General features: G+C 36.8%; 11 protein-coding genes. 3 read left to right on the forward strand and 8 right to left on the reverse strand.

Annotation, left to right across the window (positions count from 1 at the left end):
* Positions 1-297: 297 nt before the first annotated feature.
* The 8 genes from argH to OL225_RS11270 all read right to left on the reverse strand — a co-directional run bounded on the left by argH (position 298) and on the right by OL225_RS11270 (position 9103).
* The gene (gene argH / locus OL225_RS11235; RefSeq protein ID WP_105701672.1) at positions 298-1602 is read right to left on the reverse strand and encodes an argininosuccinate lyase; all 1305 of its coding nucleotides are present in this window, start codon (positions 1600-1602) and stop codon (positions 298-300) included.
* 246 nt (positions 1603-1848) lie between these two features.
* A complete protein-coding gene (locus tag OL225_RS11240; protein ID WP_105701628.1) occupies positions 1849-2931 on the reverse strand; it encodes a M20 family metallo-hydrolase in 1083 nt (360 codons plus the stop codon).
* Entirely contained in the window at positions 2906-3700 is a 795-nt protein-coding gene (gene argB / locus OL225_RS11245; RefSeq protein ID WP_105701627.1) for an acetylglutamate kinase, read from the reverse strand. Before argB ends, OL225_RS11240 begins: the two co-directional genes overlap by 26 nt.
* A 63-nt stretch (positions 3701-3763) precedes the next feature.
* Positions 3764-4720: an N-acetylornithine carbamoyltransferase gene (locus OL225_RS11250; RefSeq protein ID WP_264518312.1), complete on the reverse strand. Its 957-nt coding sequence runs from the start codon at positions 4718-4720 to the stop codon at positions 3764-3766.
* Between the two features lie 255 nt (positions 4721-4975).
* Entirely contained in the window at positions 4976-6115 is a 1140-nt protein-coding gene (locus OL225_RS11255; RefSeq protein ID WP_264518313.1) for an aspartate aminotransferase family protein, read from the reverse strand.
* A 112-nt stretch (positions 6116-6227) separates the two neighbouring features.
* Positions 6228-7193 carry an N-acetyl-gamma-glutamyl-phosphate reductase gene (gene argC / locus OL225_RS11260; RefSeq protein ID WP_264518314.1) on the reverse strand — a complete coding sequence of 322 codons (966 nt, stop codon included), beginning with the start codon at positions 7191-7193 and terminating at the stop codon, positions 6228-6230.
* A 52-nt stretch (positions 7194-7245) separates the two neighbouring features.
* The gene (locus tag OL225_RS11265) at positions 7246-8442 is read right to left on the reverse strand and encodes an argininosuccinate synthase (RefSeq protein ID WP_047376755.1); all 1197 of its coding nucleotides are present in this window, start codon (positions 8440-8442) and stop codon (positions 7246-7248) included.
* The gene (locus OL225_RS11270; RefSeq protein WP_264518315.1) at positions 8414-9103 is read right to left on the reverse strand and encodes a GNAT family N-acetyltransferase; all 690 of its coding nucleotides are present in this window, start codon (positions 9101-9103) and stop codon (positions 8414-8416) included. The genes OL225_RS11265 and OL225_RS11270 overlap by 29 nt, the downstream gene beginning before the upstream one ends.
* A 160-nt stretch (positions 9104-9263) precedes the next feature.
* On the opposite strand from OL225_RS11270, the gene OL225_RS11275 reads away from it, so the two are divergent.
* From OL225_RS11275 to OL225_RS11285, 3 genes are all read left to right on the forward strand, one after another.
* The gene (locus OL225_RS11275) at positions 9264-9680 is read left to right on the forward strand and encodes a helix-turn-helix domain-containing protein (protein ID WP_047376757.1); all 417 of its coding nucleotides are present in this window, start codon (positions 9264-9266) and stop codon (positions 9678-9680) included.
* A 172-nt stretch (positions 9681-9852) separates the two neighbouring features.
* Positions 9853-11232 carry a porin gene (locus OL225_RS11280; protein ID WP_264518316.1) on the forward strand — a complete coding sequence of 460 codons (1380 nt, stop codon included), beginning with the start codon at positions 9853-9855 and terminating at the stop codon, positions 11230-11232.
* A gap of 254 nt (positions 11233-11486) precedes the next feature.
* Positions 11487-13067, forward strand: a complete 1581-nt coding sequence (locus OL225_RS11285; protein WP_264518317.1) for an MFS transporter — start codon at positions 11487-11489, stop codon at positions 13065-13067.
* The last annotated feature ends 19 nt before the right edge of the window (positions 13068-13086 follow it).

Consider the following 13086-nt stretch of genomic DNA (forward strand, 5'->3'; position numbering starts at 1 on the left):
ACCATTAAGAGATTTTAAGAGGTGAAGAATAATTAAATAATTCGCAAGCGAATTTTAAAACATTGCAGCTAAAAAATAGGTATCTTCTTAACTTACCTTAAAACCTTTATATTCCTTAATGGTTCAATTTATCAATCATCAAATTCAAAGAGCAGAGTAAAATCAAACCATTAAGATCACTTAAGCAGATAAGATTTAAGATTAAGGCTTTCACAACGAAAAGACAGCAGGCTAAAATAATTTTAGAATTTCCACTGATTTTTGCCTAAGTTTTTAATGACCTTAATGGCTTAGATTCTAACCCAATAATTTATTTTTCAGCTTATTGAACTGATATTCTATTTTATCCAGACAAAGATTGCCGATACTTCCCTGATGGGTATGTTCAAGATTTCCAGATTCAAATTCAAACTCATTGTTTTCGATCTCCTGTCCTACTTTCACATAAGCATCACGGAATGAACTTCCATTTTTCACTTCTTCATTAATCTTTTCTACACTGAACAGATATTTGTACTTTTCATCTTCCAGAATTCCGTCTTTTACCTTAATATTCGGTAAAGTATAACTTAGAATTTCCAGACATTCTTTTAAAGAATCTATTGCCGGAAAAAGTATTTCTTTCGTAAGCTGTACATCTCTGTGATATCCGGAAGGCAGATTGTTTGTCAAAAGAATCAATTCGTTCGGAAGTGACTGAATTCTGTTGCATCGTGCACGAACCAGCTCAAAGATATCCGGATTCTTTTTATGAGGCATAATACTGCTTCCTGTAGTAAATTCCTTTGGAAAGCTGATAAAATCAAAATTCTGACTCAGATACAAGCAAACATCATAAGCAAACTTCCCAAGTGTTCCAGCTAAAGTTGCCATTGCCATTGATAACATTTTTTCTGACTTTCCACGGGTCATCTGAGCATACACCGAGTTATAATTCATCGACTGGAAGCCCAGATTATAAGTGGTACTTTCACGATTGATCGGGAAAGATGAACCATAACCAGCTGCTGATCCTAATGGATTTTTATTGATGATATTCTTTACCGAAAACAGCATTTCCACATCGTCTAAAAGCGCTTCTGCATAAGCTCCGAACCACAATCCGAATGATGAAGGCATTGCAATCTGCAAATGGGTATATCCCGGAAGCAGAACATTTTTATGCTGATCTGCCAATTGAATTAAAATCTGGAAAAACTCATCAGTAAGAGCAGTGATCTCACGGATTTCATCCAGTAAGTACAATTTTATATCCAGTAAAACCTGATCATTCCGGGATCTTGCCGTATGGATTTTCTTTCCTGTATCTCCTAATTCTTCAATGAGAATGGCTTCTACCTGAGAATGGATATCCTCAGCATCTTTATCAATTTCAAAACTACCTTCTTCAATTTTATTTAAAATAGTATTCAAAACAAATAACATCTGTTCTGATTCTTCCTGAGTGATAATTCCGGTTTCTGCCAGCATTTTGCAATGTGCCATAGAACCTTTCACATCATATTTCGCTAAACGTTCATCAAAGTCAAGATCTTTACCGACTGTAAAGTTATTGACTAATATATTGGTGGCAAGGTCATCCTTCTGCCATATTTTTTTCATAATATTCTGATTTAAAATACTGATGGGTTTTGACATGCCCAGCAAGGCAATCCTTATTACTATTAACTATAAAAAAACATTTCCTTATGTAAAGCTTTCATTTCTAATTTTCTTTTTGCATAAATCTTATTAAAAACTAAACTTCAATGCCTGCCGGGCGGAGTCAAAACATATATTGAGCTGGAAGCCTGAGGCTGGAGGCTGGAAGCTAATAACTTTCCTCTTCCTACACCCATCTTCCATTATTTATAACACTTTTTCTAAAATTCTGATGTAGATTTCTATTCCTTCTTCTATTTCCTGGATATAGATAAATTCATCTGCTGTGTGAGAGCGCCTACTGTCTCCAGGTCCCAGTTTCACGGATGTACATGGAATAATCGCCTGGTCTGAAGAGGTAGGTGAACCGTAAGTTGTCCTTCCAATTTCAATTCCTGCTTTTACGAATGGATGATCCATTTCGATCTTTGAAGAATTTAGCCTGAACGATCTTGCCGTTAATGTAGATTTCATCTGAGACTGAATAATATCGAATGCTTCCTGATTAGAATATTCATCTGTCACTCTTACATCCAGTGTGAAACAGCATGATTCCGGAACAACGTTATGCTGTACACCTGCATGAATTCCGGATAAAGTAACCTTAACTTCTCCCAGGTATTCTGAAACCTTTGGAAATTTAAAGTCAAGGATATTCTGCAGATCCTGCATACATTTTACAATAGAATTATCATCATTAGGATGAGCGGCATGAGAAGGAGTACCTTTCATTTCTCCATCTATCACAAGAAGTCCTTTTTCTGCAATCGCCAGATTCATCTGCGTGGGTTCTCCTACAATGGCGAGTTCTACGTTGGGTAGCTGCGGAAACAAGGCTTCTATCCCATCAAATCCTGAGATCTCCTCCTCTGCCGTCAAAGCAATAACTAAATTATATTTTAAATCTTCTTTATTATAAAAATGTAAAAAAACCTGTGCCATAGAAACCAAAGAAGCACCTGCATCATTACTTCCCAATCCGAACAGTTTTCCATCCTTTTCAATAGGAATGAACGGATCCAGCGTATAAGCTTTATTAGGCTTTACTGTATCATGATGTGTATTCAGTAAAATGGAAGGCTTAAAAACATCAAAATGTTTATTTACCGACCAGATATTGTTTTTAAAACGTTTGGTAGGAATCTGGTGCTTTTTGAAAAAATTCTCAATTTCCACCGAAGTATTAAACTCATCTTTACTAAATGAAGGAATCTCAATCAAATTTTTAAGCAATCCGACCGCATTATTCAATAGCTCTTCTTTATTATAAACAGATTTCAGTTCCTGCATGATGATTTTCTATATGGTTTTTCAATTCTGTTTCTTTGATCAGAAACACTTTATCTACATTATTTTTTATGGCTCCAAGAGCATTTTCAAGTTTGGGTAAAATCCCTTTGTGAAGCTTTCCTTCTTCTTTTAATGTGGTGAAATCTTCCTCAGTTACACTTTTAATGACTGATTCAGGATCATTGACATCTTCTAAGACTCCTTCTTTATCAAAACAGTATAACAATTCAACTTCATATTTCTCCGAAAGAGCCTGCGCCATCACAGAAGCAATAGTATCTGCATTGGTATTGAAAAGATTTCCTTTTCTATCGTGGGTAATCGCTGAAAACACCGGAACAAGATTGAGTTTCATGAGCTTTGAAACCAGCTTCCTATTCACACTTTTCTTACTGATATCCCCTACAAATCCGAAATCAATTTCAGGATGTTCTCTTTTTTTAGCCTTAATTAAGTTTCCATCAGCCCCAGAAAATCCTATAGCATTGCATTTTTTATGCTGCAGTTTCTCAACAATATTTTTATTGATTCCTCCCGCATACACCATCGTTACAATATCCAATGTCTCTTTATCTGTAATCCTCCTTCCGTTGATCATTTTCTGCTCAATCCCCAGTTTATCAGCAAGTGTTGTAGCCAATTTTCCACCACCGTGTACAAGAATTTTCTTTTCCTGGATTTCAGAAAATTGTTCTAAGAATTGGGTTAATAATTCTTCATCATCAATTAAAGCTCCTCCAATTTTTATGATGTATAACTTTTCTTTCATTTGTCAACTTTTTGGGATCCTTTTTCATCCTTGTTAAGGTTTTGAACCTTGACAAGGATTATTTTAAGCTTTTAATTCATCTAAAATTTCACTGAATACAGCTTGTGCTGAGAAAATTCGGTTTTTTGCCTGCTGGTAGATGATAGAATGATCTCCATCCATAACTTCATCACTCAATTCCACATTACGACGCACCGGAAGACAGTGCATTACTTTTGCGTCATTGGTATGTGCTAATTTTTCATTGGTAAGCATCCAGTCGCCTTTTACTTCAGGCATTGCTGCATAATCATCAAAAGAAGACCAGTTTTTTACATAAACAAAATCCGCATTTTTCAACGCTTCATCCTGATCATGAATTACTGTTACATCTTTTGTGAAGTTTTTATCTAAATCATACCCTTCGGGATTGGTAATTACCAATTCCACATCCATTTCCTGCATCCATTCTGCGAAAGAATTCCCAACAGCATGGGCAATAGGCTTGATGTGCGGTGCCCAGGTCAGTACCACTTTAGGTTTATAATCTTTTTTCCAGTTTTCTGTAATGGTGATACAGTCTGCCAAACTTTGCAGCGGGTGGCGAGTAGCTGATTCTAATGAAATGACAGGAACTTTTGCATGTTTTTCAAACTGACTTAAGATACTTTCATTCACATCGTCTTCTTTACTCTTCATTCCTGCAAAACAACGTACTGCAATGATGTCGCAATATTGGTTTAAAACCTCAATTGCATCTTTGATATGTTCTACAGTATCACCGTTCATCACAGCTCCGTCAGCAAATTCAAGATTCCAGGCTTCCTGTGCTGCATTTAGTGTCAATACATTCAACCCTAGATTTTGAGCTGCTATCTGACTGCTCAGACGGGTTCTCAGGCTTGAATTTAAAAATACAAGTCCAATTGTTTTCCCCTTTCCTTTTTCTGTTTCAGTAAGCGGGTCTGCTTTTATCTGTAAAGCTTTTTTTATGATTTCCTGTAAGTTTTCTACATCACTTACAGAGGTAAAATTTTTCATTTTAATTAATTTTAAAGATTTTGTTTACACATTTTTGAGAGTTTTAACGCAAGGGCGCAACGCTTTTCATTGATGCTTTTTTCGTTCGCAAGGGCGTTTCACTCAGCAATTGACGTTTGTTTTTGTCATTCTGACGAAGGAAGAATCTTGCATTGTTATATTTTAAGAGATTCTTCATTTCTCTTCGTTACATTCAGAATAACAAACGTTGCGTTAAAGCTTTTTAACCTTTTTGCTATTTCGCCATATTGCCTTTTAAATATTCCCAAGCACTGCTTTCAAAGCATTGATGAAAATATCTGTTTCCTCTTTTTTGATATTGAGTGCCGGAAGAATCCTTAATACTGTTTTATCATTCGAGTTTCCTGTGAAAATATGATGATCGAACAATAAGCTTTTCCTTACTTCCGAACAGTCTCTATCGAGTTCTATTCCGATCATCAATCCTTTCCTTCGGATGGATTTAATATGTGGTAAATCTTTAATTTCATTTTCAATATATTCGCCCATCTGTTGAGCGTTTTCGATAAGGTTTTCATCTTTCATAACATCCAGAACAGCAATTGAAGCTGCACAAGCCAAATGATTCCCTCCGAATGTAGTTCCCAGCAAACCGTTGCTTGCCTGGAATTTAGGATGGATCAAAACTCCCCCCACAGGAAATCCGTTCCCCATTCCTTTAGCTGTAGTAATAATATCTGCTTCTACTCCAAATTCCTGGTGGGCAAAGAAATATCCGCTTCTTCCATATCCGGACTGAACTTCATCCAAAATAAGAACAGCGTCATATTTTTTGCACAGTTCTTTGATTTTAGATAAAAATTCCGGTGTTGGAATCATAATTCCTCCTACTCCCTGAATTCCTTCGATGATAACGGAAGAAATTTCACTTCCAAATTTTTCAAAGGTCTCTTCAAGCTGCTGCAAATCGTTCCATTCTGATTTGATAAATCTTTCAGAGAAGTTAACCGGAGCAACAATCTTCGGATTATCAGTTACCGAAACCGCTGCAGAAGTTCTTCCGTGGAATGAACCCGAAAAATAAAGCACTTTGCTTTTTCCGTTATGAAAAGAAGCCAGCTTCAATGCATTTTCATTCGCCTCAGCTCCGGAATTACATAAGAAAAGATTATAATCCTCATATCCTGAAAGTTTCCCCAGCTTTTCCGCCAGTTCAACCTGTAATTCATTCTGAACAGAGTTGGAATAGAAAGATATTTTTTCCAGCTGATCCTTTAGCTTGTTTTGATAATGTGGATGATTATGACCAATAGAAATCACAGCATGACCTCCGTAAAAATCAAGATATTGCTCTCCTTTATCATCCCAAAGAAAAGATCCCTGAGCTTTTACCGGATTTATGTTGAATAATGGATATACGTTGAATAAATTCATTTTTGTTGCTAGTTGTTAGTTTGATGGTTGATGGCTGAAAGCTTGCAGGTCTAAAAGTTATTCTTCGCACTACTGCAACCTATCATCTGCAACCTTCTACCTTATTAATAAATTAGAATGCTATCGGTTTCAGGTTCAATCCTGCATTTTCTTCCCAGTTCATCGCCAGATTCATATTCTGAACGGCCTGTCCTGAAGCACCTTTTAACAAATTGTCAATCGCTGAGTGAATAACGACAACATTTCCACTCTTTTCAATCTGAATCACACAGCGATTGGTATTGACAACCTGCTTTAAATCAATTGCCCTGCTACTGACTGTAACGAAAGGCTCCTCTGCATAAAAATCCTGATACCATTGTTCTATTTCCTCCAGCTCCCAATCAGTCTTCATGGTGGAACTTGTAAAAATTCCTCTTGCAAAATCTCCTCTCCATGGAACAAAATTCAGGTTTATTTCTTTATTATTAAATAAAACCAGCTGCTGCAAAATCTCATCTACATGCTGATGAGCTAATGTTTTATATGCTGAGACATTATCATTTCTCCAGGTAAAATGAGTGGTAGCCTGCAAAGACTGTCCGGCTCCTGTAGAACCTGTAATCCCTGTGGTAAAAACTTCACTTAATGCTCCTTTTTCTGCTAATGGCAATAAGGCCAATTGAATGGCTGTTGCAAAACATCCCGGGTTCGCAATACTTTTTGCACCTGCCAGTTGTTTTTTATTGATTTCCGGTAATCCGTAGATAAAATCTCTGTTTCCGAAATTTCCTTCTAAACGGAAATCATTTCCAAGATCTATAACCAACGTTTCATCTTTAACAGGATTTTGAGTTAGCCAGTTTTGACTTTCTTTATGGGGAAGGCACAGAAAAAGAATATCTACGTCTTCAGGTTTATCTGTCAAAACCATTTCACAAACTGTCGTTAAATCCGGGTACAGATCCGAAATTCTTGTTCCCGAATTCGAACGACTATATAAAAAACTCAATGTCACATGGGGATGAAAAGCCAGTAAGCGTATCAGCTCACTTCCTGTATAACCGTTGGCACCAATGATTCCTACTGTTTTCTTCATTTTGATTCTGACAGAATTTTGTTCTGCCTTTCATTAAATCGTCCCTTCGGAACTAGTTGATATTTTGGTTAATCTGGTGGTATATATTTAAAGAATTACTTACAATCTTTGTATAACCTTTCACATCATCTCCGGTCCATGCTCTGTTAGCTTCTCCATAACTTCCGAATTTATCAGACATCAGATCATGATCAGATTCAATTCCATTAAGAATAAATCTGTAAGGATGAAGGGTGACAAATACTTTTCCACTTACTGTTTTCTGAGAATCCACTAAGAAAGACTCAATATTTCTCATCACAGGATCTAAGAAAAGTGCCTCGTGAAGCCAGTTTCCATACCAATCTGACAACTGGGATTTCATCATTTGCTGATATTTTGAAAGGGTATGCTTTTCTAATAAATGATGGGCTTTGATGATTACCGATGCTGCAGCAGCTTCAAATCCTACTCGTCCTTTAATCCCTACAATCGTATCACCAACGTGAATATCACGACCGATTCCATATGCTGAAGCCAATGTTTCTATTTTTTGAATAGCATATACTGAATGTTCAAAGCTTTCTCCGTTTACTGCTACTACTTCTCCGCTTTTAAACTCGATCTCCAGTTCTGAAGGCTTAGTTTCTTTGATTTGAGACGGAAAAGCTTCTTCCGGAAGATAATTTCTTGAAGTTAAAGTTTCCTTTCCTCCTACTGATGTTCCCCAAAGTCCTTTATTGACAGAATATTGAGCTTTCTGGAATTCCATTTCATAACCGTGTCCTTTCAAAAACTCAATTTCTTCTTCACGAGATAAAGCCATATCGCGAATTGGTGTAATGATTTCAATATTCGGACACATCACCTGGAAAATCAAGTCAAAACGAACCTGATCGTTTCCAGCTCCTGTACTTCCGTGAGCAATAGCATCTGCTTTTACTTCAATCGCATATTTTGCAATTTCCTGCGCCTGAATAGTACGTTCAGCACTTACAGAAAGAGGATACGTATTATTTTTCAGTACATTCCCGAAAATCAAATATTTCACACATGAATTATAATAATCTTCCTGAGCGTCTACACACCTGTATTCTTTTACTCCAAGGTTTAAAGCTTTTCTTTCCAATTCTTTTTCCTCTTCTTTTGAAAAACCTCCGGTATTTACAGTAACTGCATATACATCATATCCTAGTGTTTCACTAAGATATTTAGCACAGTAGGAAGTATCTAAACCTCCGCTAAACGCTAAGATGACTTTCTTTTTCATCTGGACTTCTTTTAATTTTATTAATTATCGAATGGAACTCACCAACGGAATTTTGTGCAGAATACCCAAAATCGGTTTGGCTCATTTCATTATATTTAGTTTCAGGCAGATTACGCACTACCTCATCTTTTTTTTTATCGTTTTCAGGAACAAATAACATGGCTGTACACAGACAGTTTTTGCGTTCCTTCATCATTAAAATCTCATAATTCACACAGTTCTTGCAGCCGTTCCAGAATTCCTCATCCTGAGTCAGTTCAGAATAGATAACCGGTTTATAGCCTAAATCGCTATTGATTTTCATCACTGCCAAACCTGTTGTTAGTCCAAATACTTTCGCATCCGGATATTTATCTCTAGATAATTGGAAAACTCTCTGCTTGATCTGAGTTGCTACTCCCCCGTTCCTGAATTTCGGTGACACAATCAGTCCCGAATTGGCCACAAACTTCCCATGTGACCAGGTCTCTATATAACAGAAACCTACCCATTCACCGTTTTCAGTAGCTATCACAGCATTGCCTTCTGAAATCTTCTTACTCAAATATTCTATGGAACGTTTTGCGATTCCCGTTCCTCTGCGCTGTGCAGAATCGTACATTTCCTGCTGTATTTCACTCACATACATTAGATGTTCGCATGAGGAAATTTCTATTTCCATTTATTTATCTAATTTTTTTGGCAAATTTAAAATATAATTTCTTTTAAATCCAAATAAAAAAGATATTTTTTTTGTTTTAAAAATTTATACAGGTAAAATTATCTTTATAGAAAAATATACATTTGCTAATTTATTATATATTTGCTAAAATAATATAGTTATGGAAAATACGTGTCCTAAATGCAACAGTACCAAAGTAGTAAAAAGCGGCATTATCAATGAAAAACAACGCTTCCACTGTAAAGACTGCAAATATTATTTCACCGTTAAAAAACTGGGAAAACAGATTGATGATTATTATGTCACCAAGGCACTTCAGCTGTATCTGGAAGGACTCAGCTACCGCGAAATTGAAAGGATTATCGGAGTTTCGCACGTTACGATAAGCTCTTGGATTAAAAAATACAATATTACAAGACCTCCCCACTCCGAATTCCATCCTGTTTATAAAATATTAAAGCAGAACGAGCTCATTGAGTATATTGCTCAGGAAGAAAACATTAAAAATTCGGGGATTATTATTACTCAGTTTGCTGATAAGTATATGTTGATCAAGTGGGAAAGATTTAAGAAATAAGTAGAAAAATGAGTGCATTAGACTAAGAGATAATAGACTGATAAATAATACATTTGACATATTATTCACATCATATATATACTATTACCACTAATATATATTAAATTTTCATAAATAAATTATTAATTACAATTTGGCATTCACAAAAAACAACGCCAAAAATTGATAATTTATGAAGAAATTACTCACATTCATTGGATTAGCTTTAATCAGCAGTTCTGTATACTCACAAGGTTCTCCTGATTATGGCAATGGCTTAAAAATAAACCTCAACCCGGATGGTGATAAATTCGTCCGATTTATTTTATGGGACCAGCTTTGGCTGAGAAACACCTCTATGAATCCCGGAAGTATGGTAGGCAGTGAGCCCACAGACAACTCCTGGAGTATAGGAAACAGGCGATTACGCGCTTTAGCCTATGCACAAGTCTCTAAAAGATACATGATCCTCCTTCATTTCGGAATCAACAACCAAACCTTCATCAATGGTGGAGCCACAGGTACTTCCGGTACAGGAGGTTACGGAAACGGAAAGAAAACCCAGTTATTTTTTCATGATGCCTGGAACGAATATGCAGTTATTTTACCTGGAGAAGCGGGAAAATTCAGTTTATCTTTAGGAGCAGGACTTCATTACTACATGGGACTTTCCCGCATGACGATGGCTTCTACACTTAATTTTCTCACATTAGATTCTCCCGTTTTTTCATGGCCTTTGATTGATAACTCGGACCAATTTGCGAGGCAGCTGGGAATGTTTGCGAAAGGTAAATACGGTAAACTGGAATATCGTTTCAGTTTAAACAAACCTTTTGCAACAGATCTTATCCCTGTAAATGTAACAGATCCTTCAAAAGCTGTTGCAGTAGACAACAATGGAAATCCCAGTTTTTCAAAAGCGGGATATGTGGAATATCAGTTCCTTGATGAGGAATCAAACACGCTTCCATACAAAGTGGGATCTTATCTGGGAACAAAGAAAGTCTTCAATATAGGAGCCGGTTTCTATCATCAGGCAGACGGAACAAGAACTTCTGTAAACTCAAACATTGAGAAGCATGACATTACTCTTTTTGCAGTAGATACTTTTGCAGATATTCCTTTGGGAGAAGCGAAAAACAAAATGGCCGTTTCTGCTTATGCAGGATATTATAACTACAATTTCGGGCCAAACTATGTAAGAAATCTGGGAACAATGAATATCGCAGCTTCAGATCCCAATTTCATCGGAAATAAAGCCATCGCAGGACCAGGAAACCTGCAACCAACCATCGGGACAGGTAATATTATCTATGCACAGGCAGGTTTGCTATTACCAAGTCAAGCAGAAAAGCCAAAAATCAGAATACAGCCTTTTGCAGCCTATACTCACAAAAGTTTTGAGGCTTTCGATAAATCTTCCTCACAGTTTGATGTAGGAGCCAATTGGTTTATAGACGGACATCATGCGAAAATCACTACTCAATATTCAACACGACCTGTTTATACAAGTCCTACCGAAAGTCCTTCTTCTAAAGGGGAATTTATTGTACAGTTTCAAATCTACTTGTAAAATTTAAACTATTAAGAAAAATAAAGATTGTAAGATGAATTAAGGATACGTTCCCAAAATTCAAATAATTTGACTCTTGTCATTCTGACGGAGGAAGAATCTTACTAACAGCCAGACACACATGAGATTCTTCATTACATTTCATTCAGAATGATTGAAATAACCCCAAAGCAGTGAACTTAATCATAAAGTCCTTAACGGTTCAAAAAAATCAAATTAATATCCTATTCCACTAATATCAAAAACTAATCTATATGAGCGAAAATCATCACGAAAGCTACGAAAATATGACTGACAGGCAGAAAAACCGCACCATCTGGAGCGTGATCACCGCGTCATCACTCGGAACACTGATAGAATGGTATGACTTCTACATCTTCGGAAGTTTAGCTATAGTTTTAGCAACCAAATTTTTCCCTGCTGATAATCCTACCGCTGCATTTTTATCCACCCTGGCCACATTTGCTGCCGGATTTGTTGTAAGACCTTTCGGAGCTTTATTTTTCGGAAGATTGGGAGATATCATCGGAAGAAAATACACTTTCCTTGTTACTTTACTGATCATGGGATTTTCTACTTTCCTGATCGGGTGTATTCCAAGTTATAAAACCATTGGATTTATGGCCCCGGTTTTAGTTTTAATTTTAAGATTGCTTCAGGGTCTTGCTCTGGGAGGCGAATACGGAGGCGCTGCTACTTATGTTGCAGAATATGCACAGCCTCACCGAAGAGGTTACTGGACTTCATGGATTCAGACTACCGCAACAGCCGGACTTTTCATTTCACTGATCGTTATTCTAATCACAAAATCAACCCTTTCTGCAGAAGAATTTGACAATTGGGGATGGAGAGTCCCTTTCTGGATTTCCATTTTAATGGTAGCCGTTTCTTATATCATCAGAAAAAACATGAAAGAATCTCCACTTTTTGCTAAGGCTAAAAGCGAGGGAAAAACATCCAAAAATCCTTTAAAAGAAAGCTTTGGAAATAAATACAATTTCAAGTTTGTGTTATTGGCCTTATTCGGAGCTGCAATGGGACAAGGGGTAATCTGGTATACGGGTCAGTTCTACGCTATGAGTTTCCTGCAAAAGGTAATGAACGTAGAGTCTGCACAGGTGGATTCATTGATGGCTACCGCTTTATTTTTAGGAACTCCATTCTTTGTATTCTTCGGATGGCTGTCTGATAAAATAGGGCGAAAAGCTGTAATGATGACCGGAATGCTGGTTGCTATTTTAGCTTACAGACCTATTTACGACAGTATGTTCAAAAGTGTAAACCTTGAAAATAAAACGATTGCAGCGAATGGAATTACAGAAAAAAGAACTGCAAAAATCCATAGTGATATTGCGACAGACAGTCTGGTCACTTTTCACAAAGAAACTCTTTATACAGACGGAACTTTAATCAAAAAAGACAGTATCGTGCACTGGTCACCTGCTGGAGCTGTTATGAAAGACGGCAAACCGGAAGAAGCCAAAGTTTCTCAAAGTTTAAAGTTAAGTGATAATACCAAGTGGTATCTGGTCTTTCTTGTATTCATCCAGGTGATATTTGTAACCATGGTATATGGACCTATCGCAGCTTTCCTTGTTGAAATGTTCCCTGTGAGAATTCGTTATACCTCAATGTCATTACCTTATCACATCGGAAACGGAGTATTCGGAGGACTTCTTCCGGCAGTAGCAACTTATCTGGTAACCACCGGAAAAGAAGCGGGACATGCGACATGGTATCTGGAAGGACTTTGGTATCCAATTGGAGTTGCCGCAGTATGTTTGATCATCGGATTATTTTATCTTAAAAATAAGAACAATAATCTTCACGATTAGGTACTGAATCACTCAAATT

The organism is Chryseobacterium viscerum, assembly GCF_025949665.1.
GTDB lineage: Bacteria > Bacteroidota > Bacteroidia > Flavobacteriales > Weeksellaceae > Chryseobacterium > Chryseobacterium viscerum_A.